The organism is Klebsiella variicola, assembly GCF_000828055.2.
Lineage (GTDB): Bacteria > Pseudomonadota > Gammaproteobacteria > Enterobacterales > Enterobacteriaceae > Klebsiella > Klebsiella variicola.
Genome location: NZ_CP010523.2, coordinates 1,305,758 through 1,330,317 on the forward strand (window position 1 = coordinate 1,305,758; position 24,560 = coordinate 1,330,317).

Consider the following 24,560-nt stretch of genomic DNA (forward strand, 5'->3'; position numbering starts at 1 on the left):
GAGTGAGACACCGGTTTACTCAAGATGGGGTTTGTCGCCAGACTATCGCCACCATTCGGGAGGAAATCATGGTCTTGCACTCCACGCGCTGGCTGGCGCTCAGTTATTTCACCTACTTTTTTAGCTACGGTATTTTTCTGCCCTTCTGGAGCGTCTGGCTGGCCGGAAACGGGCTGACTCCGGAAACCATCGGCCTGTTGCTTGGCGCCGGCCTGGTGGCCCGTTTTCTTGGGAGCCTGCTGATTGCCCCGCGTGTCAGCGATCCCTCCCGGCTCATTGCCGCGTTGCGCGTGCTGGCCCTGTTAACGTTGCTTTTCGCGCTGGCCTTCTGGGTCGGCAGTCACGTGGCATGGCTGCTGGCGGTCATCATCGGCTTCAACCTGTTCTTTTCGCCGCTGGTGCCGCTGAGGGATGCCCTGGCCAATACCTGGCAAAAGCAGATCACCATGGACTATGGCCGGGTACGGCTATGGGGCTCCATTGCCTTTGTCATCGGTTCGGCGCTGACCGGCAAGCTGGTCAGTCTGTTTGACTACCGGGCGATCCTGCTGATGTTAAGCCTGGGTGTCGCCTCGATGCTGCTGGGTATGCTGCTTAAGCCGTCGGTGATGCCCCACGGGGAGTCGCGCCAGCAGCAGGGAGCAGGACTGACGGCCTGGCTGACGCTGGTACGCCAGAGCTGGCGCTTTCTCGCCTGCGTCTGTTTGCTACAGGGGGCGCACGCCGCCTACTACGGCTTTAGCGCCATCTACTGGCAGCAGGCCGGCTATTCTGCCTCGGCGGTCGGTTATCTGTGGTCGTTAGGCGTGGTGGCGGAAGTGGTGATCTTCGCGTTGAGTAAAAAGGTGTTCCGCCGCTTCAGCGCACGCGACCTGCTGCTGCTCTCCGCCGTCTGCGGGCTGATTCGCTGGGGACTGATGGGCTGGACCACGGCGCTGCCGGGACTCCTCCTTGCGCAGATCCTTCACTGTGGCACCTTCACGGTGTGTCACTTGGCGGCGATGCGCTATATCGCCGCCCGTCAGGGCAGCGAAGTGATCCGCCTGCAGGCCGTCTACTCCGCGGTGGCGATGGGCGGGAGTATTGCCATCATGACCGTCTTCGCCGGTTTCCTCTATCAGCACCTGCACCAGGGCGTGTTCTGGGTAATGGCCCTGCTGACGATCCCGGCGCTGATTATCCGGCCAAAAGCGGTGGCGGCCTAGTCCTCAAGCATCGCGCAGATATGCTGCTGCTGGCGTTCAGTGAAGCAGTTTTCCGCGTGGATCAGCGGCGGCGAAAACAGCGGTAGCGCCGTCGCATAAGGGGTGACGATAAGCGTCACCCCTTTGGGCGCGCCTTCCTTCTGAAAGCGCTCTACGCTCTGGTATTTGATATTCAGCGGCAGCAGCGTGAGTTCGCGCAGCTGCTGTTCCAGAGCCTCTTCTATAGCCGGGTTGTCATCGGTTAGCAACAGCACCTGTTTTTCGTGCAGGTCGCTTTTCTGCATCAGCCAGGCGCCAAAGATCACCGCGATTAAGCCGGTCTCTTCCTCATTAAAACGGATGTGCCAGGCCTCCTCGAATTCGCTCAATGCCGCCTGGGTGGTACGCAGTAAGCGAGGATAGAGCCGGCTCACTTCCTCCGTGAGCGTGCTGTCGATGCCGATGGCAAACACGCTGCGGATCAACGCCTGCGATAAATGAATATAGAGTTGATCGCTGAGCCCCTGCTCATCACTGAAAGCCCTGCCGGCGAGGACCTGGAAACGATGGATCAGGCCGGAGATAGCCAGTCGCAGGCGGCGATCGTGCGGGTGACCGTCGCGGACCGGGTCGGGGGTTTTGAGCAACATAAACAGTAGCGAGAGGAAGAAGGGCTCTCCAACATGCGGCGGAGCGCCGACCCGGCGCTGCCAGTGGCGGACAATCTCCTGCGCCAGGGTAAACTCGGCGGCGGTCTGGGCCCAACGCTGCTGTTCATCATTGAAGTCCGGAGAGTATCCCCGGTGATGCTCAAGCAGACAGTACTGCAGATATAAGCGCAGAAACTGCACGTCGCGGCAGTCAAACTGGCGATTGAGCGCCCGCGCGCAGCGGTTCACCAGCGCCTGCAGATTGGTATCATCGTATAAGGTACGGGCAATGCCTTCCTGTTTAAGCTGCGTTTTCAGGGCCGGGGTAAAATGATGATTGACGAACTGCGGGCAGAGGCGTAGCCCCCGCCGCAGCGCATGCAGCAGACATAAACGTTGGTCGAGCGCGGCGCCTTCAATCCGATAGCTGCCGTCCACCTCTGACCGGAGGGTCAAACGGTGGTAACGCTGAATTTCGCGTCCGGTCTCCTCAATATCCTGCCGGGCCGTGGTCTCATCAACGAGGTTGATCCTGCCAAGCCGTTCAGTCGTCACCGACTGTCCGGGCAGATAAAACATCAGGAGCACCTGGCTACGGCGCTGTGGACTGGAAAGCGCAGATGGTGGTTCAATGACGGTCATCATCTGGTAAGTTCCAGTTAGGGTTTTCGCTAAGAATAGACAATGGCAGAGGCGGGGGCAGGGCGAAACGCCCGCTTTAGCTCAGGATTGCTGGTGAAGTTCACAGAATTTTTCACGTGAGGAACAGATGAACAGAGTGAAACAATGCACCAGCGCGGCGTTTTTCATGGTTTTATCATTTTCAGCCGCCGCGCATCCGCATAGCTTCATTAGTTTGCAGAGCGAGCCGGTGGTTAAAGACGGTCTGCTGAGCGGGTTTAAAATGCGCTGGACCATGGATGAAATTACCTCATCGGATCTGCTCTATGACGCCGGTAACGCCAAACCGGGCAGCGAAGTATGGAAAAAGCTGGCGGCTGAGGTGATGGCCAACGTACTCGGCCAGCACTATTTCAGCGAGCTGTGGCACAACGGCCAGCGGGTGAAATTTGAAAATCGTCCCGACGGCTATGGCCTCGAGCGTGACGGACTGCAGGCGGTACTGACCTTTACGCTGCCGCTGGCGACGCCGCAACCCGTTGTCGGGCAGACGTTTACCTTTTCCACCTTCGACCCGACCTACTACGTCGACATGTTTTATGACAAGGATAGCGATTTTTCCCTGCCCGCCGCGCTGCGGGCCGCCTGTAAGGCAACGGTGATGACGCCAAAACCGAACGACAAAATGCTCTCGTACGCTCAGTCGCTGGATAAAGCGGATGCGCCGCCGGAGGATATGGCGCTGGGCAGCTATTTTGCCCAGAAGGTGACCCTGACATGTCAGTAATTTTCACCCCCCGCGCGCGATCCTCGCGCTGGAAAGCGCTGTGGCCGCTGGCGCTGTTGCTGGCTGTGAGCATCATCGGCGGCATTTGGCTATGGCGGGTGTGGCCGCAGGTGCTGATGCAGAGCGCGGTCTGGCAGCGCTCGTTGAATCTGGAACTCAGCCGCCTGCTGCAGGCGGTGGCGGAGAACCCGGCAACGGCGGGCCTGTCGCTGCTCGGGTTCAGTTTCGTTTATGGTGTAGTGCATGCCTTAGGGCCCGGCCATGGCAAAATTGTCATTACTACCTGGCTCGCCACCCATCCCTCGAAGCTGAAATCAAGCATTAACCTGACGCTGGCCGCCTCTTTATTACAGGGGCTGGTGGCCATCGCGCTGGTGGTCGTGGTGCTGGCGCTGCTGCAGCTGCCGGCGCGCCAGCTGCATCTCAGCAGTTTCTGGCTGGAGAAGGGCAGCTATCTGCTGGTGGGCGCATTAGGCTTGCTGCTGTGCTGGCGGGCGTTAAAAAAGCTGCGTCTGCTGCTGAGCCGGCCAACGTTTACCGCTTTTACCCCACATCATGTTCATCACGAGCATTGCGGCTGCGGGCATCAGCATCTCCCGGCGCCGGATCAGCTTCAGAGCGGCGACGACTGGCGGGCACGCGCCGCGATCGTCCTGTCGATGGGCATGCGCCCCTGCTCGGGAGCGATCATGGTGCTGCTGTTCAGCAAGGTGATCGGGGTGTTCAGTTGGGGAATGGCGGCGGCGCTGGCGATGGCGGCGGGAACCTCGTTGACCATCACGGCGCTGGCGCTGCTGGTGCACAGTTTTCGCCAGCTGGCGGTGAAGTTGGGTCAGCATCAGGCGCCGCCGCTGTGGCGTCAGGTGGGCTGGCTGACGCTGGCGCTGGCCGGCGGCGTGATTTTGCTGGCGGGGGCAGGAGTGATGTGGTTCACCGCAGTCCCGGCCGGCGGTGGGATCCGCCCGTTTTAGTCAGACGCCGGGCGCAAATCCGAAAGTGGGCGCCTGTGCTTGCCGCTGGCGAAGCGATGCTCTAGTTTTCCGCTTTTCGGCGGATGACAAGGAGTCGCTATGGCCGCAAATATCGTTTCTTCCGCACCGAGCGGGCGGTTTTATTATGGCTGCGCCGGTGCCGCCGGTGCCGCCGGGCTGCTGGCGGGCCTGGCGATCGTCTACTGGTTTCCGGCGCTGGCCAGCTGGTGGCCGTCAGATCTGGTGCGCGTCTACCACGCCATGTCGTATGTCATGGGATTCGGGGTGTCGCGTATCGGGGATATCCCGCTGGTGGCCTACGCCACCTTAACGCTGTCGGGTTTCGTCATGGCTTTTTGCCACCCCGGGCACAGTAAACTGCCCATTGTTGCCTGGGCTGTGCATAATCAGCCTTCGCCACGGGAGATGGTCGATTGGATCCTGCGCAGCTGGGTATTGCAGTTCGGTTTCCTGGTGATCATTTTCTGGCGTTTTGCTTTCATGGGGAAGCTGACCAGCTATCGGCTGATGCAGTTCGTGGGCATCTTTAACGACGTCTGCTATCTGGCCACGCTGGTGCTGGCTGGGATACTGCTGCGCGATAGCTGGCGAGACTTTCAAGGCGTTTCCGCACCGGCAAGCAATATTCGCATTCCGCTGATCTTTGCCCTGAGCTTTTATCTGCCGTTTCAGCTGGTATGGATTTTACTCAGTGCGCAGCAGTTCGAGTTGCCGCTGTGGGGATGGCTGCTGCTGGTTCCGGCGATGGTCGGCGTGCTGTTAGCCCGCCTGGCGACAGTAGGAATAGCGTTGTGTTTCCGGCGCTGGCTGGGACCGCAGGGCTGCCTGCGCTGGCGCGGGCCGCTGGCCTTGTTTAGCGGCCTGACGGTACTGTGCATCGGCGGCAATGCGGTGATTCGCCAGATCCTCAACATGATAAAATGACATAAAAAAAGGAAGCCGCGGCTTCCTTTTTGACATCTGTAAGAGATTAACGCTTCAGCGCATCGCTCAGCTGCTCACGCATATTCGCCAGCATCGCTTTCACCACGCGCGGGTTACCGGCAACGATGTTGCCCGTCAGCAGGTAGTTATGGCCACCGGTGAAGTCGCAGACAATCGCGCCAGCTTCACGGGCGATCAGCTCGCCTGCGGCGAAATCCCAAGGCTTCAGGGCGATCTCAAAGTAACCGTCAACGCGGCCGGCGGCTACATAGGCCAGATCCAGCGCGGCAGAGCCGGTGCGACGGAAGTCGGCACATTCGGTAAACATGTTGCCGAGAATATTCATGTAAGTGGTGGCGTGCTGCTTCGCTTTGAACGGGAAGCCGGTCGCGATGATGGTGCCGTCGAGGTCGCGAGCGTTGCTGCCGCGCAGACGGTAGCCGTTCAGCTGCGCGCCCTGGCCGCGGGTCGCGGTAAACAGTTCGTTACGCATCGGATCGTAAACCACCGCGACTTCAGTACGACCTTTGATGCGTACGGCGATGGAAACAGAGAAGTGGGGCAGACGTTTAACGAAGTTGGTGGTGCCATCCAGTGGATCGATAACCCATTGAACATCCTGCTCTTCACCAGCGTGTTCACCGCTTTCTTCGGTGATAATGGTGTGCTGCGGGTAAGATTTGCGAATGGTTTCGATAATAATCGCTTCAGCGGCTTTATCGACGTTGGTCACAAAATCATTGCTGCCTTTCTGGCTGGTTTCTACGGTGTCTGGCGTTTCGTAGTGCTTGGCAATTAAATTACCCGCCTTGCGCGCGGCGCGCACGGCGATGTTCAGCATCGGATGCATCGGTCTCTCTCACTGGATGTTAAAGAACGGGAAAAAACGGCGCATATAATAACAGCGAAATCTGCTTATGTCTCCGTTTTATGGTAGCATGCCCGAATAATCTTTAGCCGAAGAACCATAATGCTGCAAAATATTCGAATCGTACTGGTAGAAACCTCCCACACCGGCAATATGGGCTCTGTAGCCCGCGCGATGAAAACCATGGGCTTAACTAACCTGTGGCTGGTCAACCCACTGGTCAAACCCGATTCACAGGCGATAGCCCTCGCCGCGGGCGCCAGCGATGTGATCGGCAACGCGCAGATCGTCGATACCCTTGATGAAGCCCTGGCGGGCTGCAGCCTGGTGGTGGGTACCAGCGCGCGCTCCCGCACACTGCCGTGGCCAATGCTCGATCCGCGCGAATGCGGCCTGAAAAGCGTCGCCGAGGGGCAGCATGCGCCGGTGGCGCTGGTCTTTGGCCGCGAACGCGTTGGCCTGACCAACGAAGAGCTGCAGAAGTGCCACTACCACGTGGCGATCGCCGCGAACCCGGAGTACAGCTCGTTGAACCTGGCGATGGCGGTGCAGGTTATCGCTTATGAAGTGCGGATGGCCTGGCTGGCGACGCAGGAGCAGGCGCAGCCTGCGGTTGACCATGAAGAGGCGCCGTACCCGCTGGTGGACGATCTGGAGCGTTTCTACGGCCATCTTGAGCAGACGCTGCTGGCGACGGGCTTCATCCGCCCGAATCATCCGGGGCAGGTGATGAACAAGCTGCGTCGTCTGTTCACCCGCGCGCGTCCGGAAAGTCAGGAGCTGAACATTCTGCGCGGCATGCTGGCGTCTATTGAGCAGCAGAATAAAGGTAAGTAAGCGCGTTAACGCCGGATGGCGCTTCGCTTATCCGGCCTACGAATCTACATCTCTGTTGTAGCCCGGGCGAGGCCTTTGGCCGACCCCGGGAGCGGCTCGAAATTAATAACGGCACGGAAAGCCAAATACCTGACTAAAACAGTCAAGTAAATAGTTGACCAAATTACTCGGGAATGTCAGACTTGGCCCTGCTATGCAATACCCATATTAATAAAAAGCCCGGCCAGGGGCGAGTTTGAGGTTAAGTAAGACATGAGACTGACATCTAAAGGGCGTTATGCCGTGACCGCGATGCTTGACGTTGCGCTCAACTCTGAAACGGGCCCGGTGCCGTTGGCAGATATTTCAGAGCGTCAGGGAATTTCGCTTTCCTATCTGGAACAGCTGTTCTCTCGCCTGCGTAAAAATGGCCTGGTTTCCAGCGTTCGTGGTCCAGGCGGTGGTTATCTGTTAGGTAAAGATGCCAGCAGCATCGCCGTCGGCGAAGTGATCAGCGCGGTAGACGAATCCGTTGACGCGACCCGTTGCCAGGGCAAAGGCGGCTGTCAGGGCGGCGATAAGTGCCTGACTCACGCGCTGTGGCGCGATTTGAGCGAACGCCTGACCGGCTTCCTGAACAATATCACCCTGGGTGAACTGGTGAATAACCAGGAGATCCTTGATGTGTCCGGCCGTCAGCATCAGCACGAAACCCAGCGCAATGCGCGCACCCAGGACGCGATCAACGTTAAGCTGCGCGCCTGAGTGACCCGTCCCGTTTCGGACTGCGGCTGACAGGGCGAGGCAGCACGAAACGGTCGGGACAACGATTATAAAGAGCTTTCAGAATCAGGCCGGGATGCGCCAGCATTCCGTGTACTCGGTCGTACATCAAGCCGGTTGCCTGATTCCTTGCATTGAGTGATGTACGGAGTTTAAGAGCAATGAAATTACCGATTTATCTCGATTACTCCGCAACCACGCCGGTGGACCCGCGTGTTGCCGAGAAAATGATGCAGTTCCTGACCATGGACGGGACCTTTGGTAACCCGGCCTCCCGTTCCCACCGTTTTGGCTGGCAGGCTGAAGAGGCGGTTGATATTGCCCGCAATCAGATTGCCGAGCTGGTCGGTGCCGACCCGCGCGAAATCGTCTTTACCTCTGGTGCGACTGAATCCGACAACCTGGCGATCAAGGGTGCAGCCAACTTTTATCAGAAAAAAGGCAAGCACATCATCACCAGCAAAACCGAGCATAAAGCGGTTCTGGATACCTGCCGTCAGCTGGAGCGTGAAGGCTTCGAGGTGACCTACCTGGCGCCGCAGCGCAACGGGATTATCGATCTCAAAGAGCTGGAAGCGGCGATGCGTGACGACACCATCCTGGTTTCCATCATGCATGTGAATAACGAAATCGGCGTGGTGCAGGATATCGCTACCATCGGCGAGATGTGTCGCGCCCGCGGTATCATTTACCACGTAGACGCCACCCAGAGCGTGGGCAAGCTGCCTATCGATCTGAGCCAGCTGAAGGTGGACCTGATGTCCTTCTCCGGCCATAAAATCTATGGTCCGAAAGGCATTGGCGCGCTGTACGTTCGCCGTAAACCGCGTATCCGTATCGAAGCGCAGATGCACGGTGGTGGCCACGAGCGCGGTATGCGTTCTGGTACTTTGCCTGTTCACCAGATCGTCGGCATGGGTGAAGCTTACCGTATCGCCAAAGAAGAGATGGAAAGCGAAATGGCGCGTCTGCGCACGCTGCGCAACCGTCTGTGGAACGGCGTGAAGGATATGGAAGAAGTTTATCTCAACGGCGACCTCGAGCAGGGCGCGCCGAACATTCTTAACGTCAGCTTCAACTACGTTGAAGGTGAGTCGCTGATTATGGCGCTGAAAGACCTGGCGGTTTCCTCCGGTTCAGCCTGTACTTCCGCGAGCCTTGAGCCATCCTACGTACTGCGCGCGTTAGGCATGACTGATGAACTGGCGCACAGCTCTATTCGTTTCTCTTTAGGTCGTTTCACTACCGAAGAAGAGATTGACTACACCATCAAACTGGTTCGTAACTCCATCGGCCGTCTGCGCGATCTTTCTCCGCTGTGGGAAATGTTTAAGCAGGGCGTGGATTTGAACAGTATTGAATGGTCACATCACTAATTCGGCACCGATAAGGAGAATTCAACATGGCATACAGCGAAAAAGTTATCGATCATTACGAGAATCCGCGCAACGTCGGCTCTTTTGACAACAGCGACGAGAACGTCGGCAGCGGTATGGTCGGCGCGCCGGCCTGCGGCGACGTGATGAAGTTGCAGATTAAAGTCAACAATGAAGGTATCATTGAAGACGCGCGCTTCAAAACCTACGGCTGCGGTTCCGCCATCGCTTCCAGCTCCCTGGTCACCGAGTGGGTGAAGGGCAAATCCCTGGACGAAGCGCAGGCGATCAAGAACACCGATATCGCCGATGAACTGGAACTGCCGCCGGTGAAAATTCACTGCTCTATTCTGGCGGAAGACGCGATTAAAGCCGCGATTGCGGATTACAAAAGCAAACGTGAAGCAAAATAATTAGTTGAGGTTTTGTTATGTCGATTACTCTTAGCGACAGTGCTGCAGCGCGAGTCAATGCCTTTCTGGCGAACCGCGGTAAAGGGTTTGGCCTGCGCCTGGGCGTGAGAACCTCCGGCTGCTCGGGTATGGCCTATGTACTGGAGTTTGTTGACGAGCCGGCGGCAGAAGACACCGTGTTTGAAGACAAAGGCGTGAAGGTCGTGATCGACGGCAAAAGTCTGCAATTCCTCGACGGCACTCAGCTGGACTTCGTCAAAGAAGGTCTCAACGAAGGGTTCAAGTTCACCAACCCTAACGTCAAAGACGAGTGCGGCTGCGGCGAAAGCTTTAACGTATAATCGGTCATCCCCAACCCCACCGCGGTTACGCCGCGCGTGGGGTTTTCATTTAGATGCATGACCCTGAGGTTACTATGGACTATTTCACCCTCTTCGGGTTACCAGCCAGCTATACCCTCTCGCTTGAACAACTGGCTGTCCGGTATCAGGATCTGCAGCGCCAGTACCATCCGGATAAATTTGCCAGCGCGCCTGCTGCGGAACAGCTTGCGGCGGTTCAGCATTCCGCGACCATAAACCAGGCCTGGCAGACGCTGCGCCATCCGTTGACCCGGGCGGAATACCTCCTCTCGCTTCATGGCTTCGATCTGGCCAGCGAGCAGCATACCGTTCGCGATACCGCATTCCTGATGGAACAGCTGGAGCTACGCGAAGAGCTCGACGAGATCGGTAAGGCGAAAGACGATGCGCGGCTGGAAGCCTTTATCAAACGAGTGAAAGCGCTGTTTGATACCCGCCATCAACTGATGGTTGACCAATTGCATAATGAGAGCTGGGAGGCGGCGGCGGATACGGTACGTAAGCTCCGTTTTCTTGATAAACTGCGCAGCAGTGCTGAAGAACTCGAAGAAAAACTGCTCGATTTTTAATTTTCGGAAGCAATTATGGCCTTATTACAAATTAGTGAGCCCGGCCTGAGCGCCGCGCCGCACCAGCGTCGTCTGGCGGCCGGTATCGACCTGGGCACCACCAATTCTCTGGTGGCTACCGTGCGTAGCGGCCAGGCCGAAACCTTGCCCGACCATCAAGGCCGCTATCTGCTGCCGTCGGTGGTGAACTACCACGCTTCGGGGCTGACCGTCGGCTATGATGCCCGGCTTAACGCCGCCCAGGATCCTGCCAATACCATCAGCTCGGTGAAGCGAATGATGGGGCGCTCCCTCGCCGATATTCAAAACCGCTACCCGCATCTGCCGTATCAGCTGCAGGCCAGTGAAAACGGCCTGCCGATGATCCAGACCGCCGGCGGCCTGCTGAACCCGATTCGCGTCTCCGCCGACATCCTGAAAGCGCTGGCTGCCCGGGCAACCGAAGCGCTGGCTGGCGAACTCGACGGCGTGGTGATCACCGTTCCCGCTTATTTCGACGACGCTCAGCGTCAGGGGACCAAAGACGCGGCGCGTCTGGCGGGGCTGCACGTGCTGCGCCTGCTCAATGAGCCGACCGCGGCGGCTATCGCCTACGGCCTCGATTCCGGTCAGGAAGGGGTAATTGCGGTCTACGATCTCGGCGGCGGCACCTTTGATATTTCCATTCTGCGCTTAAGCCGCGGGGTGTTTGAAGTGCTGGCGACCGGCGGTGACTCGGCGCTCGGCGGCGATGATTTCGACCATCTGCTGGCCGACTATCTGCGCGAGCAGGCGGGCTTCAGCGACCGCAGCGATAACCGCCTGCAGCGTGAGCTGCTGGATGCCGCCATCGCGGCGAAAATCACCCTCAGCGATGCCGAGGCAGCGCACGTCGAGGTCGGCGGCTGGCAGGGCGATATCACCCGCAGCCAGTTTAACGATCTGATTGCCCCGCTGGTAAAACGCACTTTACTGGCCTGCCGTCGCGCGCTGAAAGACGCCGGCGTTGAGGCGCAAGAGGTGCTGGAAGTGGTGATGGTCGGCGGTTCCACTCGCGTGCCGCTGGTGCGCGAACGCGTTGGCGAATTCTTTGGCCGCACCCCGCTGACCTCCATCGACCCGGACAAAGTCGTCGCCATCGGCGCGGCGATTCAGGCGGATATTCTGGTCGGCAACAAGCCGGACAGCGAACTGCTGCTGCTCGACGTTATCCCGCTGTCGTTAGGGCTGGAGACCATGGGTGGCCTGGTGGAGAAAGTGATCCCGCGTAATACCACCATTCCGGTGGCCCGCGCGCAGGAGTTTACCACCTTCAAAGATGGTCAGACGGCGATGTCCATTCATGTGATGCAGGGCGAGCGTGAGCTGGTGCAGGATTGCCGCTCGCTGGCGCGTTTTGCGCTGCGTGGGATCCCGGCCCTGCCGGCAGGCGGGGCGCATATTCGCGTCACCTTCCAGGTCGATGCCGACGGTCTGCTGAGCGTCACGGCGATGGAAAAATCGACCGGCGTGGAAGCCTCTATCCAGGTGAAACCGTCTTACGGTCTGACCGATGGCGAAATCGCCACCATGATTAAAGATTCGATGAGCTACGCCGAACAGGATGTCCAGGCCCGCATGCTGGCTGAACAGAAAGTGGAAGCCGCCCGCGTCCTGGAGAGCCTGACAAGCGCGCTGGCCGCCGACGCCGCGCTGTTAAGCGCCGCGGAGCGTCAGGCTATCGATGCTGCTGCGGAGCAGGTACGCGCCGCGGCGGCAGGCGACGACGCCGACGCCATTAAAGAAGCGATTAAAAATATCGACACACAAACCCAGGAATTCGCCGCCCGCCGTATGGATCAGTCGGTCCGTATCGCGCTGAAAGGCCAATCCGTGGACGAGGTTTAAAATGCCAAAAATTGTATTTCTGCCCCACCAGGACCTGTGTCCGGATGGTATCGTTGTGGAAGCTGAGACTGGTGAAACTATTCTGGATGCGGCGCTGCGTAGCGGCATCGAGATTGAACACGCCTGCGAAAAATCCTGTGCCTGCACCACCTGCCACTGCATCGTGCGTGAAGGCTTTGACTCGCTGGCGGAAAGTACCGAAGATGAAGACGATATGCTGGATAAAGCCTGGGGACTGGAGCCTGACAGCCGCCTGAGCTGCCAGGCGCGCGTCACCGACGAAGATCTGGTCGTTGAGATCCCGCGTTACACCATCAACCACGCACGCGAGCATTAATATGGCACTGAAATGGACCGACAGCCGTGAAATCGGCGAAGCGCTGTACGACGCTTATCCGGATCTCGATCCGAAAACCGTTCGCTTTACCGACATGCATCAGTGGATTTGCGATCTGGAAGAGTTCGATGACGACCCAAACGCATCCAATGAAAAAATTCTCGAGGCGATTCTGTTAGTCTGGTTAGACGAAGCCGAATAATTTTCGCGTTATGATTTATGCGACGGTATTAAGTCGGATGAATCATCGAGCGAGAGAACATTACGGGCTGCCATACGGTGGCCCGTTTGCTAAGAAGGATAATGATAATGACCGAAGCCATGAAGATTACGCTTTCTACTCAGCCAGCCGATGCACGCTGGGGAGAAAAGGCGTCTTACAGCATTAATAACGACGGCATCGCCCTGCACCTCAACGGCAAAGACGACCTGGGCCTGATTCAGCGCGCGGCGCGTAAAATTGACGGTATGGGCATCAAACATGTCGCGTTAAGCGGCGAAGGCTGGGACACCGACCGCGCGTGGGCGTTCTGGGCGGGTTATAAAGGTCCGAAAGGCACCCGTAAAGTTGAATGGCCGACCCTGGACGATGCGCAGCGTAGCGAGCTGGACAACCGTCTGACCATTATTGACTGGGTGCGCGACACCATCAACGCGCCGGCGGAAGAGCTGGGCCCGGAGCAGCTGGCACAGCGCGCCGTGGACCTGCTGTGCAGCGTGGCGGGCGAGCAGATGAGCTATCGCATCACCAAAGGCGAAGATCTGCGTGAGCAGGGCTATCTCGGTCTGCACACCGTAGGCCGCGGCTCCGAGCGTCCGCCGGTCCTGCTGGCGCTGGATTATAACCCGACCGGCGATAAAGAAGCCCCGGTATACGCCTGCCTGGTGGGCAAAGGCATCACTTTTGATTCCGGCGGCTACAGCATCAAACAGAGCGCCTTTATGGATTCAATGAAATCCGATATGGGCGGCGCGGCGACCATCACCGGCGCGCTGGCTTTTGCCATTACCCGCGGGCTGAACAAGCGCGTGAAGCTCTACCTGTGCTGCGCCGACAACCTGATCAGCGGTAACGCCTTTAAACTCGGCGATATTATTCATTATCGTAACGGCAAAACCGTTGAAGTGATGAACACTGACGCCGAAGGCCGCCTGGTGCTGGCGGATGGCCTGATTGACGCTTCGGCGCAGAAGCCGGCGCTGATCATCGATGCCGCCACCCTGACCGGCGCGGCGAAAACCGCGTTGGGTAATGACTACCACGCGCTGTTCAGCTTTGACGATGCGCTGGCGAATCGCCTGCTGGCGAGCGCCCAGGCGGAAAACGAAGCCTTCTGGCGTCTGCCGCTGGCCGAGTTCCACCGCAACCAGCTGCCGTCGAACTTCGCTGAACTGAACAACACCGGCAGTGCCGCCTATCCGGCTGGCGCCAGTACCGCGGCGGGTTTCCTGTCCCACTTCGTGGAAAACTACCATCAGGGCTGGCTGCATATCGACTGTTCGGCAACCTACCGTAAATCTGCCGTTGAGCAGTGGTCGGCGGGCGCGACGGGTCTTGGCGTGCGTACCATTGCTAACCTGCTGACGGCTGAGTAACGGCCTTGCCGGGGGCGCTACGCTTACCCGGCCAGGAAAACCGTATGCCCGCGTGGACGAATGGCCGCCGGGCAATTCATTGTGAAGTAGCCAAACTATGTCTGTTACGAAAAATGAATTAGAAACCCTGCTGGAAAAAGCGGCGACCGAGCCTGCCCACCGTCCGGCATTTTTCAGCGCGCTGCTGGAGGCGACCGTCTGGGTACCCGGCAGTGCAGCCGATGGTGAGCAGATTGTCGAAGACAGCGCGCTGGATCTGCAGCACTGGGAAAAAGATGACGGCAGCTCGGTGATCCCGTTCTTTACCTCGCTGGAGGCGCTGCAGCAGGCGGTGGAAGACGAACAGGCTTTCGTGATGATGCCGGCCCGTACGCTGATGGCGATGACGCTGGGCGAATCGCTGTTCCTCAACCCGAAGCTGCCGAGCGGCAAAGAGTTCACCCCGCGTGAAATCAGCCATCTGCTCGGGGAAGAGGGCAGCCCGCTCAGCACCCAGACGGTGCTGGAAGGGGGCGAAGCGCTGTTATTGTCTGAAGTCGCTGACCCCCCGGCGCAGATGGTCGATTCGCTGACCACGCTGTTCAAAACGCTGAAAACCGTCAAGCGGGCGTTTCTGTGCTCGATTAAAGAGAGCGCCGACGCGCCGGCCAACTTGTTGATCGGTATTGAAGCGGAAGGGGATATCGAGTCCGTTATCCAGACCACCGGCAGCGTGGCGACCGATACCCTGCCCGGCGATGAGCCGATCGATATTTGTCAGGTGGTGGAAGGCGAGAAGGGCATCAGCCACTTTATGATTGCCCATATCACACCGTTCTATGAAAAGCGCTGGGGCAGCTTCCTGCGCGATTTCAAACAAAACCGCATTATCTGACCGCGGGGGCGGCTGCCCCCGCTGTTTCTTTATGCTTCCAGTGTGAGGCCGAAAATCGGCTTTGCCAGGGTTAATGCAGCGCAGCAAAGATCCGCGGATAGGCTGACGCCATGTTATAGATAAGAAATCCCGTCACACACAGCGTGACAATGCCGTTGAAGAGCGCCATATCCCCACGCCATGCCCGACATCTCTCCTCGCCCAGCAAAGAACGTAGCGCTGCCACCAGCCCGCCGACCAGCATAAACGCCAGTAACACCCCTGCCATTTGCGCGATAACAATGTACCAGCCCAGCGGCGTATTCACGCCCCGGGCGCTCATCAGCGCGATCTGCGCCGGCAAAATCGTCTGAAACCCCAGAGTGAGTATCACGAGGAGGCGCAGGTCCGCCAGCTGAGCGTCGAACGTGCGGGCCAGACGTCGGGCGTCACGCAGGAGCAGCACCCCTGACGCCACCGCCGCGGCAACGCTGACGTGCTGGAGAATAAAAATATATAACGCCAGGGTCCCGGATCCGACCCGGGATAAAAAGAACAGATTGCAAAAGACGATAATCAGCAGGCCAAATTTTATGCCCCAGGCGCGGAGAACCTCGCCGGGCCAGCGCCGGCTTGACGCAGGGTTATGCATCATCCACGCGGCAAGGGTCGACTTACCGTAACCGGGCGCGAGCAGCACCATCAGAAAACCCAGCAGCGCCTGGTGACCATAGGTTATTAACGGGACCTCTTCCAGCGTGACCCCGAGAAAGCGGGTATAAACAGAAACCGGCACAGGCACCAGGCTTAACCATGTCCGGTTCCATTGCGGCCAAAAATAAAGAATGACTCCGCCCGCCAGCAGGCCAGCTATGCCTCCCAGCCAGGGACGGCGCGGTGAATCAGCAGAATGTGGGTTAGAGACTAATGCCATTTTCACTCCTTGTGGTGACATCAGATTGGGACGGACTGGATGCGCTATCAGTCCTGAGGAATTCCGTACCGGTGCTCTGCCTCCTCATCAGGCAAAGCGAATACGGCAGGTACAAACCCTGCGGCAGCACAGAGTAACCGGTTTAGCGAGAAGCAGAAGGAGGGGAGAGGGAAAATCAGAAATTATTTAGTGACCGCGGGACGGGAGGCCCGCGGTCACGCCGTGTTTACGGAGCGGCAGAGGCCGGTTCAATCGGCAGATCGCTCCGCGCGCCCCATTCGCTCCAGGAGCCGTCGTACAGGCAGACGCCGTTCACGCCAAGCGTGGTGAGCGCCAGCACGACCACTGCCGCCGTCACCCCCGATCCGCAGCTGGCGATGATTGGCCGTTCAAAATCGACACCCTGACGTAAAAAGATGTCGTTCAGCTCGTCGACGGTTTTCAGTTCGCCGTTAATCACCAGCTCCGTCCACGGCACGTTAAGCGCGCCAGGGATATGCCCGCGACGCAGGCCCGGGCGCGGTTCGTCGGCCTGGCCGTTAAACCGGGCCGCCGGACGCGCATCGACAATCTGCGCCGACCCTTCATGGCTGACCAGCAGGACGTCGGTCAGGCGCTTAATTTGTTGGGGATCGAAACGCACGTCGAATTCCCCTTCGGCCACCTCGGGCACGCCTTGCTCCAGCGGCAGTTCGTCACGTCGCCAGCCCTCCAGCCCACCGGCCAGTATGGACACCTTCTCCACGCCAAAGGTGCGCAGCATCCACCAGGCGCGAGGCGCGGAAAACAGATTGCCTTCGTCATAAACCACCAGGTGCTTATCGCTGCAGACGCCCAGCTCGCGCATGGCGACGGCAAACGCCTCGGCGCGCGGCATCATATGCGGCAGCGGGCTGGTGTGATCGGACAGCGCCTCGATATCGAAAAACAGCGCGTTCGGCACGTGGCCGGCGCGGTATTCCGCGGCCATATCGCGCAGGGCCTCCTGCCCGGCGGGCGCCATACGGGCGTCGATAATCTGGATCTCCGGGTCATCAATATGTTCTGCCAGCCAGTCGGCGGCGACAAAAAACGAGGTGGACATGGGTGCCTCCGTTTTACAATTCATGACTGAATTGTCGGCGTTTTATCTCACGCTGACAAGTTAAGGACGTCAGAGTGGGGACGACGTCACGGCACTTTTCTGATTAATCGGCAGAAACCCGCGTCATCACTGTTGAGAAGTGCCGCCTTAACGCATAATAAAAAGTGATAATTTGCATCAGGCCCACCGGCCGAGGGGTTAGAAGGATGAAACCATTTCGTTTAGCGGCGCTGTCACTGGCGCTCCTTACCGCATTTTCATTAACCGGGTGTGATGACAGCGGTACGCCGCAGGCCACGGCCCCGGCGCCAGCTGCGGATAGCAACCCAGGCGCGACGGCAAAACCGGACCGCGTCCAGCTGGCGGCGCTGGCGGAAAAAAGCCAGGGCAAAGCGCTGACGCTGCTCGACGCCTCGGAGGTGCAACTGGATGGCGCCGCGACCCTGGTGCTGACGTTTTCCGTGCCGCTGCAGCCGGACCAGGATTTCTCCCGCAGCGTGCATCTGGTCGACAAGAAAAGCGGTAAGGTCGACGGTGCCTGGGAACTGGCGCCGAATCTGAAAGAGCTGCGTCTGCGTCACCTTGAGCCAAAGCGAGAGCTGATTGTCTCGGTCGACCCGACGCTGACCGCCCTGAACAAGGCCACGCTCGACAAACCGTTTGAGAAGACCCTGACCACCCGCGATATCGCACCGAGCGTTGGGTTTGCCAGCCGCGGCTCGCTGCTGCCGGGCAACGTGGTCGCCGGGCTGCCGGTGATGGCGCTGAACGTCGACAATGTCGATGTCAATTTCTTCCGTATTAAGCCGGAATCACTCTCCGCGTTTGTCAGCCAGTGGGAATACCGTAACTCGTTAAGCAACTGGGAGTCTGACGAGCTGCTGAAGATGGCGGATCTGGTCTATACCGGCCGCTTCGATCTCAACCCTGCACGCAATACCCGCGAAAAGCTGCTGCTGCCGCTGAACGATATCAAGCCGCTCCAGCAGCCGGGCGTCTACGTGGCGGTGATGAACCCGGCGGGCCATTATAGCTACAGCAACGCGGCGACGCTGTTTACCCTCAGCGATATCGGCGTCTCGGCGCATCGCTACCACAATCGGCTGGACGTCTTTACCCAGAGCCTGGAAAACGGCGCCGCCCAGTCTGGTATCGACGTCCAGCTGCTCAACGCCAAAGGGCAGACCCTGGCGGAGGCGAAAAGCGACAGCCAGGGCCACGTTACTCTGCAAACCGATAAAGAAGCCGCGCTGCTGCTGGCGCGTAAAGAGGGGCAGACGACACTGCTGGATCTCAAGTTGCCGGCGCTGGATCTGGCGGAATTCTCTATCGCAGGGGCGCCCGGTTTTAGCAAACAGTTCTTTATGTTTGGCCCGCGCGATCTCTATCGGCCGGGCGAAACGGTGATCCTCAATGCGCTGTTGCGCGATAGCGACGGCAAGCCGCTGGCGGAGCAGCCGGTGAAGCTGGAGGTGGTGCAGCCGGACGGCCAGGTGATCCGTTCGGTGATGAGCAAACCGGTGAATGGTCTGTACCAGTTCACTTATCCGCTCGACAGCGGCGCGGCTACCGGCATGTGGCACATTCGCGCCAGCACCGGCGATAACCAGCCGCGCGAGTGGGACTTCCACGTCGAAGACTTTATGCCGGAACGCATGGCCCTGAACCTGACGCCGCAGGCTGCGCCAGTCGCGCCGGATGCCGACGTCACCTTTGCCGTCAGCGGCGCTTATCTCTACGGCGCGCCGGCCAGCGGCAACCAGCTGCAGGGCAAGCTGTTCCTGCGCCCGCTGCGCGACGCCGTCGCTGCGCTGCCGGGCTTCCAGTTCGGCGATATTGCGGAAGAAAACCTCTCCCGTAGTCTGGATGAAGTCCAGCTGACGCTGGACGAAAAAGGTCATGGCGAAGTGACCACCTCAAGCCAGTGGCAGGATAGCCATTCGCCGCTGCAGGTGGTGTTGCAGGCGAGCCTGCTGGAATCCGGGGGGCGTCCGGTGACCCGTACCGTACAGCAGCCGATCTGGCCCGCCGGGGCGCTGCCGGGGATCCGCCCGCAATTTACGCTGAAGGACGTTTACGATTACCGCACCGATACCACCGTGAAGCAGCCGGTGGTCGATGAGAACAGTAACGCCGCGTTTGATATCGTCTATGCCGACGCCAAAGGCGAGAAAAAAGCGGTCTCGGGCCTGCAGGTACGGCTGATCCGCGAGCGCCGCGACTACTACTGGAACTGGTCCGACAGCGAAGGCTGGCAGTCGCAGTTCGATCAGAAAGATCTGCAGGAGGGCGAGGAGTCGCTGGATCTGCAGGCCGGACAAACCGGCAAAGTGAGCTTCCCGGTAGAGTGGGGCTCCTATCGCCTGGAGGTGAAAGGGCCGGACGACGTGGTCAGCAGCGTGCGATTCTGGGCCGGCTATAGCTGGCAGGATAACAGCGAAGGTACCGGCGCGGCGCGTCCTGACCGGGTCACCATGAAGCTGGATAAACCGAGTTATAAACCGGGCGACACCATCAAGCTGCACATCGCCGCCCCGGCGGCGGGTAAAGGCTACGCGATGGTGGAATCCAGCGAAGGGCCGCTGTGGTGGCAGGAAATTGACGTCCCGGCGGAGGGGATGGATTTGTCTATTCCGGTGGATAAAGCCTGGAACCGCCACGATCTCTACCTCAGCACGCTGGTGGTTCGCCCCGGCGATAAATCCCGCTCGGCGACGCCGAAACGCGCGGTCGGCCTGCTGCATCTGCCGCTGGGCGATGAAAACCGCCGCCTGACGCTGGCGCTGGAGGCTCCGGACAAAATGCGCCCCAACCAGCCGCTGACGGTGAAAGTGAAAGCCAGCGTCAAAGAGGGCGAGGCGCCGAAACAGGTCAACGTCCTGCTCTCGGCGGTGGATAGCGGGGTACTGAATATCACCGATTACGCTACCCCGGATCCGTGGAACGCCTTCTTTGGCCAGAAGCGTTACGGCGCAGATATCTATGACATCTACGGCCAGGTGATCGAAGGGCAGGGACGTGTGGCCAGCCTGCGCTTCGGCGGCGATGGCGACGAGTTAAAACGCGGCGGCAAACCGCCGGTCAACCACGTGACGATCGTCGCCCAGCAGGCGCAGCCGGTGGTATTGAACGATCAGGGCGAAGGCACGGTGACGTTACCCATTGGCGATTTTAACGGCGAGCTGCGGGTGATGGCCCAGGCGTGGACGGCGGATGACTTCGGCAGCAGCGAAGATAAAGTGGTGGTGGCCGCCCCGGTCATCGCCGAACTGAACACCCCGCGCTTCCTCGCCAGCGGCGATACCACACGGCTGGCGCTGGATCTCAGCAATCTAACCGATAAACCGCAAACCCTGCAGGTACATCTTACCGCCAGCGGGCTGGTGACCTTGACCGATGGCCAACTGCCACCGGTGCAACTGGCGCCGGGGGCGCGCAGCACGCTGTTTATACCGGTGAGCGCGCTGGCGGGATTCGGCGATGGTCAGGTCAATGCTACTATCAGCGGCCTGAGTCTGCCGGGAGAAACCTTCGCCCCGCTGCAGAAACAGTGGAGAATCGGCGTCCGTCCGGCGTTCCCGGCCCAGACTGTCAACAGCGGCGCGGTGCTACAGCCCGGCGAAAGCTGGCAGGCGCCGGCGGCGCAGAGCCAGGGGTTCGCCCCGCAAACGCTGCAGGGCCAACTGCTGCTCAGCGGGAAACCGCCGTTGAACCTCGCGCGCTATATCCGTGAGCTGAAAGCCTATCCTTACGGCTGCCTTGAGCAGACCGCCAGCGGCCTGTTCCCGTCGCTGTACACCAGCGCGGCGCAGCTAAAAGCGCTGGGCATCAGCGGCGATAGCGATGAAAAACGCCGCGCGGCAATCGATGTTGGTATCTCACGCCTGCTGCAGATGCAACTGGAAAATGGCGGCTTTGCGTTGTGGGATAAAGAGGGGCCGGAAGAGTACTGGCTGACCGCCTACGCCATGGACTTCCTCGTCCGCGCGGGCGAGCAGGGCTATAGCGTACCGGTCAACGCCATTAATAAAGGTAACGAACGCCTGCTGCGCTATCTGCAGGAGCCGGGGCTGATGACCGTGCGCTACAGCGATGACGCCCAGGCCAGCCGCTTTGCCGCCCAGGCATACGCCGCGCTGGTGCTGGCGCGTCAGCAAAAAGCCCCGCTCGGCGCATTGCGTGAAATCTGGAGCCGTCACGACCAGGCGCGATCCGGCTTGCCGCTGCTGCAGCTCGGCATTGCGCTGAAAACCATGGGCGATGCGCCGCGCGGCGATGAGGCCATGAAGCTGGCGGTTGCCACCCCGCGCCAGGATGAGAATCGTTGGCTGGGCGATTACGGTAGCCCGCTTCGCGATGACGCCCTGAAGCTGGCGCTGCTGGAAGAGAACAGGCTGCTGCCGGAGGTGCAAAACACGCTGTTGAGCACGCTGTCGGAAGAGGCCTACGGCCAGCGCTGGCTGTCGACCCAGGAAACCAACGCCCTGTTCCTTGCCGGACGTACGCTTGCCGACCTGCCGGGCAACTGGCAGGCGCAAACCTCGCTGCAGGCTGAACCGCTGGCCGGCGACAAAGCGCAAACCCGTAACCTCGACGGCGATCGGCTGGCGACGCTGCAGGTGAGTAATACCGGCAGTCAGCCGCTGTGGCTGCGTCTCGACAGCAGCGGCTATCCGCATAGCGCGCCACAGCCGGGCGGCAACGTGTTGGGGATTGAACGCGCTATTTTCGATACCCAAGGTCAGCAGAAATCGCTGACCTCGTTGCGCAGCGGCGAACTGGTACTGGTGAAGCTGGAAGTGAGCGCCAAACGCAATGTGCCTGACGCGCTGGTGGTTGATCTGTTGCCTGCCGGTCTGGAGCTGGAAAACCAGAATCTGGCCAACAGCAGCGCCAGCCTGCAGGAGAATGGCGACGCGGTGCAAAATCTCCTTAACCAGATGCAGCAGGCGGATATTCAGCATATCGAGTTCCGTGACGACCGTTTCGTCGCCGCTGTCGCTGTCAATGAAGGCCAGCCGGTGACGCTGGTCTATCTGGCGCGGGCGGTAACGCCAGGCACTTATCAGGTCCCGCAGCCCCAGGTGGAATCGATGTATGTACCGCAGTGGCGGGCAACCGGGGCGGCCAGCGGCCCGCTTACCGTGACGCCGTAAATGCGCGTATTGCCTCGGGTAAAACGCCGCTGGCGCTGGCTGGCGGCGTTTATTTTTCTGCTGTGGCTGGCGGTGCTGGCCGCCGATCGCTTGTGGCCGCTGCCGCTGCAGGACGTCACGCCTGCCCGCGTGGTGGTGGCGGAAGACGGCACGCCGCTCTGGCGCTTTGCCGATGCGCAGGGCGTCTGGCGTTATCCGGTGACTCTCGCCGACGTGTCGCCGCGCTATCTGCAGGCGCTCATTCAGTATGAAGACCGCTGGTTCTGGAAACATCCAGGGGTCAATCCCTTCGCGGTGCTGCGCGCCGCCTGGCAGGATTTAACCTCCGGGCGGGTCATTTCCGGCGGCAGCACGCTTACCATGCAGGTCGCGCGTCTGCTCGACCCTCATCCGCGCACCTTCGGCGGCAAGCTACGACAGCTATGGCGGGCGCTGCAGCTGGAGTGGCATCTGTCAAAAAACGACATTCTTACCCTGTATCTGAACCGCGCGCCTTTTGGCGGCACTCTGCAGGGGATCGGCGCGGCCAGCTGGGCTTATCTTGGCAAACCGCCCGCTCAGCTCAGCTACGGCGAGGCGGCGCTGCTGGCGGTGCTGCCCCAGGCGCCCAGTCGTTTGCGCCCGGACCGCTGGCCGCAGCGGGCCCAGGCGGCGCGCGATAAAGTCCTCACGCGTATGGTCAGCCAGGGCGTCTGGCCGCAACGGCCGGTACAGGAAGCGATGGAAGAACCTGTATGGCTATTCCCGCGGCAGATGCCGCAGCTGGCGCCGCTTTTTTCACGCCGGGCGCTGGCGACCAGTCGCGACGAAAAGGTGACGACAACGCTCGATGCCGGGCTCCAGCGGCAGCTTGAGGATCTGGCGCTGAACTGGAAATCGCGCCTGCCGCCGCGCAGCTCACTGGCGATTGTTGTCGTCGATCACACGGATATGAAAGTCCGCGGCTGGGTGGGATCGGCGGATATCACCGACGACAGCCGCTTCGGCCATATTGATATGGTCTCGGCGGTGCGTTCGCCGGGATCGGTGCTGAAACCCTTTGTCTACGCGATGGCGATGGATGACGGGCTGATCCATCCGGCGTCGTTATTACAGGATGTTCCACGACGCTTTAGCGATTATCGTCCCGGCAATTTTGACAGCGGATTTCATGGCCCGGTGAGCGTCAGCGAGGCGCTGGTGCGCTCCCTGAATCTGCCGGCGGTGCAGGTGCTTGAAGCCTACGGGCCCAAACGTTTCGCGGCGAATTTACGCAACGCCGGGCTGCCCCTGACGCTGCCCGCTGGCGCAGAGCCGAACCTGTCGCTGATCCTCGGTGGGGCCGGGGCACGGCTGGAAGATATCGTCGCGGCGTACAGCGCCTTTGCCCGTCACGGCAAGGCGGCGTGGCTGCGCCTGAAGCCCGACGACCCGCTGGTGGAAAGATCGCTGATGTCACCCGGCGCGGCGTGGATTGTCCGGCGCATTTTGGCCGGCGAAGCGCAACCGGTTCCCGATGCCTCACTGCCGCAAGTGGTGCCGCTGGCGTGGAAAACCGGTACCAGCTATGGCTATCGCGATGCGTGGGCGGTCGGCCTCAATGCGCGATATCTGATAGGTATCTGGACCGGACGGCCCGACGGTACGCCGGTGGTGGGCCAGTTTGGCTTCGCCAGCGCCGTGCCGCTGTTAAACCAGGTCAATAATCTGTTGCTGGCGCGCCAGGCGATGAGCCGCGGCGGGCTGCCGGTCGACCCGCGCCCGCAAACGGTGAGCCGCGGGGCTATTTGCTGGCCAGGCGGGCAGGATCTACCGGCCGGTGACAGCAACTGCCGCCGGCGCTTAGCCAGCTGGCTGCTGGATGCCAGCCAGCCACCGACGCTGCTGCTGCCCGGGCAGGAGGGCGTGCGCGGGATCCGCTTCCCGGTGTGGCGCAACGCAGCAGGGGAAAGGGTGGCCGCGGATTGTCCGGGTGCGACTGAAGTCGTTATTGATGTCTGGCCGCTGCCGCTGGAACCGTGGCTGCCGGCCAGCGAGCGCCGTCGCGCGCGTCTGGGGCCGGTATCGAAAGTGTGCCCACCGTTGCAAACTCAGAATGCCGCGCCGCTGGTGTTGTCAGGTATTCGCGAAGGGGCGTTAATAAAACGTCTGCCGGGCGAGGCGCGGGTGATGTTACCCGTGCAAACCAGCGGTGGAGAAGGGCGGCGCTGGTGGTTTATCAACGGCCAGCCGTTAGACGCCGCCGGTGCGACAACCACGCTAACGCTGGATAAGCCTGGCGAGTGGCAGCTGGTGGTCATGGATGAGGCTGGGCAAACGGCGGCCGCCAGTTTCACCCTGCAATAACCCGGGTAAATTTGTTGTTGGCGGTTTGTGTTTCCAATACTCATCTTATTTTAACAAAATGTTA

Annotated in this window: 21 protein-coding genes; 17 read left to right on the forward strand and 4 right to left on the reverse strand. The window is 60.1% G+C overall.

What is annotated here, in order from left to right:
- The first annotated feature begins 68 nt into the window (after window positions 1–68).
- On the forward strand, window positions 69–1,205 hold the full coding sequence (locus SP68_RS06280; protein WP_040968781.1) for a 3-phenylpropionate MFS transporter: 1,137 nt from the start codon (window positions 69–71) through the stop codon (window positions 1,203–1,205).
- On the opposite strand, the gene csiE is transcribed toward SP68_RS06280, so the two are convergent.
- Entirely contained in the window at window positions 1,202–2,479 is a 1,278-nt protein-coding gene (gene csiE, locus SP68_RS06285; RefSeq protein WP_008803784.1) for a stationary phase inducible protein CsiE, read from the reverse strand. The two genes, SP68_RS06280 and csiE, sit on opposite strands and share 4 nt — an antisense overlap.
- Before the next feature lie 124 nt (window positions 2,480–2,603).
- Here csiE and SP68_RS06290 point away from each other — a divergent pair, with 124 nt between their 5' ends.
- The 3 genes from SP68_RS06290 (at window position 2,604) to SP68_RS06300 (ending at window position 5,158) form a co-directional block, all read left to right on the forward strand.
- On the forward strand, window positions 2,604–3,242 hold the full coding sequence (locus SP68_RS06290) for a DUF1007 family protein (RefSeq protein ID WP_040968780.1): 639 nt from the start codon (window positions 2,604–2,606) through the stop codon (window positions 3,240–3,242).
- Window positions 3,233–4,213 carry a nickel/cobalt transporter gene (locus SP68_RS06295; RefSeq protein ID WP_022064873.1) on the forward strand — a complete coding sequence of 327 codons (981 nt, stop codon included), beginning with the start codon at window positions 3,233–3,235 and terminating at the stop codon, window positions 4,211–4,213. Before SP68_RS06290 ends, SP68_RS06295 begins: the two co-directional genes overlap by 10 nt.
- Before the next feature lie 99 nt (window positions 4,214–4,312).
- Window positions 4,313–5,158, forward strand: coding sequence for a hypothetical protein (locus SP68_RS06300; protein ID WP_038421649.1), 846 nt, complete (start codon window positions 4,313–4,315; stop codon window positions 5,156–5,158).
- Window positions 5,159–5,204: 46 nt separating this feature from the next.
- Here SP68_RS06300 and suhB read toward each other — a convergent pair whose 3' ends face one another.
- Entirely contained in the window at window positions 5,205–6,008 is an 804-nt protein-coding gene (gene suhB, locus SP68_RS06305; protein WP_008803788.1) for an inositol-1-monophosphatase, read from the reverse strand.
- A gap of 120 nt (window positions 6,009–6,128) precedes the next feature.
- Here suhB and trmJ point away from each other — a divergent pair, with 120 nt between their 5' ends.
- The 11 genes from trmJ to sseB all read left to right on the forward strand — a co-directional run bounded on the left by trmJ (window position 6,129) and on the right by sseB (window position 15,018).
- Window positions 6,129–6,863: a tRNA (cytosine(32)/uridine(32)-2'-O)-methyltransferase TrmJ gene (gene trmJ / locus SP68_RS06310; RefSeq protein WP_008803789.1), complete on the forward strand. Its 735-nt coding sequence runs from the start codon at window positions 6,129–6,131 to the stop codon at window positions 6,861–6,863.
- Window positions 6,864–7,115: 252 nt separating this feature from the next.
- On the forward strand, window positions 7,116–7,607 hold the full coding sequence (gene iscR, locus SP68_RS06315) for a Fe-S cluster assembly transcriptional regulator IscR (RefSeq protein WP_008803790.1): 492 nt from the start codon (window positions 7,116–7,118) through the stop codon (window positions 7,605–7,607).
- Window positions 7,608–7,786: 179 nt separating this feature from the next.
- On the forward strand, window positions 7,787–9,001 hold the full coding sequence (gene iscS / locus SP68_RS06320; protein ID WP_008803791.1) for a cysteine desulfurase: 1,215 nt from the start codon (window positions 7,787–7,789) through the stop codon (window positions 8,999–9,001).
- A gap of 26 nt (window positions 9,002–9,027) precedes the next feature.
- Window positions 9,028–9,414 carry a Fe-S cluster assembly scaffold IscU gene (iscU, locus tag SP68_RS06325; RefSeq protein ID WP_002913991.1) on the forward strand — a complete coding sequence of 129 codons (387 nt, stop codon included), beginning with the start codon at window positions 9,028–9,030 and terminating at the stop codon, window positions 9,412–9,414.
- A gap of 17 nt (window positions 9,415–9,431) precedes the next feature.
- Entirely contained in the window at window positions 9,432–9,755 is a 324-nt protein-coding gene (gene iscA, locus SP68_RS06330) for an iron-sulfur cluster assembly protein IscA (protein ID WP_002913979.1), read from the forward strand.
- 74 nt (window positions 9,756–9,829) lie between these two features.
- Window positions 9,830–10,345 (forward strand): co-chaperone HscB, encoded by a 516-nt coding sequence (hscB, locus tag SP68_RS06335; RefSeq protein WP_008803792.1) that lies wholly within the window; start codon window positions 9,830–9,832, stop codon window positions 10,343–10,345.
- Window positions 10,346–10,360: 15 nt separating this feature from the next.
- Window positions 10,361–12,211: a Fe-S protein assembly chaperone HscA gene (hscA, locus tag SP68_RS06340; RefSeq protein WP_022064875.1), complete on the forward strand. Its 1,851-nt coding sequence runs from the start codon at window positions 10,361–10,363 to the stop codon at window positions 12,209–12,211.
- A 1-nt stretch (window position 12,212) separates the two neighbouring features.
- Window positions 12,213–12,548: an ISC system 2Fe-2S type ferredoxin gene (gene fdx, locus SP68_RS06345; protein ID WP_004201872.1), complete on the forward strand. Its 336-nt coding sequence runs from the start codon at window positions 12,213–12,215 to the stop codon at window positions 12,546–12,548.
- A 1-nt stretch (window position 12,549) separates the two neighbouring features.
- Window positions 12,550–12,750, forward strand: a complete 201-nt coding sequence (gene iscX / locus SP68_RS06350) for a Fe-S cluster assembly protein IscX (protein WP_002913954.1) — start codon at window positions 12,550–12,552, stop codon at window positions 12,748–12,750.
- 107 nt (window positions 12,751–12,857) lie between these two features.
- On the forward strand, window positions 12,858–14,144 hold the full coding sequence (gene pepB, locus SP68_RS06355; RefSeq protein WP_012967441.1) for an aminopeptidase PepB: 1,287 nt from the start codon (window positions 12,858–12,860) through the stop codon (window positions 14,142–14,144).
- Between the two features lie 97 nt (window positions 14,145–14,241).
- Entirely contained in the window at window positions 14,242–15,018 is a 777-nt protein-coding gene (gene sseB, locus SP68_RS06360) for an enhanced serine sensitivity protein SseB (RefSeq protein ID WP_022064876.1), read from the forward strand.
- A 70-nt stretch (window positions 15,019–15,088) separates the two neighbouring features.
- Here the strand turns inward: sseB and SP68_RS06365 are convergent, their stop codons facing one another.
- Both SP68_RS06365 and sseA read right to left on the reverse strand, forming a co-directional pair.
- Window positions 15,089–15,931 carry a hypothetical protein gene (locus SP68_RS06365; protein WP_008803796.1) on the reverse strand — a complete coding sequence of 281 codons (843 nt, stop codon included), beginning with the start codon at window positions 15,929–15,931 and terminating at the stop codon, window positions 15,089–15,091.
- Between the two features lie 226 nt (window positions 15,932–16,157).
- Window positions 16,158–17,015, reverse strand: a complete 858-nt coding sequence (gene sseA / locus SP68_RS06370) for a 3-mercaptopyruvate sulfurtransferase (RefSeq protein WP_012967442.1) — start codon at window positions 17,013–17,015, stop codon at window positions 16,158–16,160.
- A gap of 206 nt (window positions 17,016–17,221) precedes the next feature.
- On the opposite strand from sseA, the gene SP68_RS06375 reads away from it, so the two are divergent.
- Window positions 17,222–22,171, forward strand: coding sequence for an alpha-2-macroglobulin family protein (locus SP68_RS06375; protein WP_040968779.1), 4,950 nt, complete (start codon window positions 17,222–17,224; stop codon window positions 22,169–22,171).
- Window positions 22,172–24,496 carry a peptidoglycan glycosyltransferase PbpC gene (gene pbpC / locus SP68_RS06380; RefSeq protein WP_032736110.1) on the forward strand — a complete coding sequence of 775 codons (2,325 nt, stop codon included), beginning with the start codon at window positions 22,172–22,174 and terminating at the stop codon, window positions 24,494–24,496. It begins immediately after the preceding gene.
- Window positions 24,497–24,560: the final 64 nt, after the last annotated feature.

Bases quoted from the DNA above. Each gene is read 5' to 3' on its own strand.
- csiE (WP_008803784.1), bottom strand. From the start codon at position 2,479: ATGATGACCGTCATTGAACCACCATCTGCGCTTTCCAGTCCACAGCGC.
- pbpC (WP_032736110.1), top strand. From the start codon at position 22,172: ATGCGCGTATTGCCTCGGGTAAAACGCCGCTGGCGCTGGCTGGCGGCG.
- trmJ (WP_008803789.1), top strand. From the start codon at position 6,129: ATGCTGCAAAATATTCGAATCGTACTGGTAGAAACCTCCCACACCGGC.
- SP68_RS06295 (WP_022064873.1), top strand. From the start codon at position 3,233: ATGTCAGTAATTTTCACCCCCCGCGCGCGATCCTCGCGCTGGAAAGCG.
- SP68_RS06375 (WP_040968779.1), top strand. From the start codon at position 17,222: ATGAAACCATTTCGTTTAGCGGCGCTGTCACTGGCGCTCCTTACCGCA.
- iscX (WP_002913954.1), top strand. From the start codon at position 12,550: ATGGCACTGAAATGGACCGACAGCCGTGAAATCGGCGAAGCGCTGTAC.
- iscA (WP_002913979.1), top strand. From the start codon at position 9,432: ATGTCGATTACTCTTAGCGACAGTGCTGCAGCGCGAGTCAATGCCTTT.
- hscB (WP_008803792.1), top strand. From the start codon at position 9,830: ATGGACTATTTCACCCTCTTCGGGTTACCAGCCAGCTATACCCTCTCG.
- iscR (WP_008803790.1), top strand. From the start codon at position 7,116: ATGAGACTGACATCTAAAGGGCGTTATGCCGTGACCGCGATGCTTGAC.
- suhB (WP_008803788.1), bottom strand. From the start codon at position 6,008: ATGCATCCGATGCTGAACATCGCCGTGCGCGCCGCGCGCAAGGCGGGT.
- fdx (WP_004201872.1), top strand. From the start codon at position 12,213: ATGCCAAAAATTGTATTTCTGCCCCACCAGGACCTGTGTCCGGATGGT.
- iscU (WP_002913991.1), top strand. From the start codon at position 9,028: ATGGCATACAGCGAAAAAGTTATCGATCATTACGAGAATCCGCGCAAC.
- SP68_RS06365 (WP_008803796.1), bottom strand. From the start codon at position 15,931: ATGGCATTAGTCTCTAACCCACATTCTGCTGATTCACCGCGCCGTCCC.
- iscS (WP_008803791.1), top strand. From the start codon at position 7,787: ATGAAATTACCGATTTATCTCGATTACTCCGCAACCACGCCGGTGGAC.
- hscA (WP_022064875.1), top strand. From the start codon at position 10,361: ATGGCCTTATTACAAATTAGTGAGCCCGGCCTGAGCGCCGCGCCGCAC.
- sseA (WP_012967442.1), bottom strand. From the start codon at position 17,015: ATGTCCACCTCGTTTTTTGTCGCCGCCGACTGGCTGGCAGAACATATT.
- SP68_RS06290 (WP_040968780.1), top strand. From the start codon at position 2,604: ATGAACAGAGTGAAACAATGCACCAGCGCGGCGTTTTTCATGGTTTTA.
- sseB (WP_022064876.1), top strand. From the start codon at position 14,242: ATGTCTGTTACGAAAAATGAATTAGAAACCCTGCTGGAAAAAGCGGCG.
- pepB (WP_012967441.1), top strand. From the start codon at position 12,858: ATGACCGAAGCCATGAAGATTACGCTTTCTACTCAGCCAGCCGATGCA.
- SP68_RS06280 (WP_040968781.1), top strand. From the start codon at position 69: ATGGTCTTGCACTCCACGCGCTGGCTGGCGCTCAGTTATTTCACCTAC.
- SP68_RS06300 (WP_038421649.1), top strand. From the start codon at position 4,313: ATGGCCGCAAATATCGTTTCTTCCGCACCGAGCGGGCGGTTTTATTAT.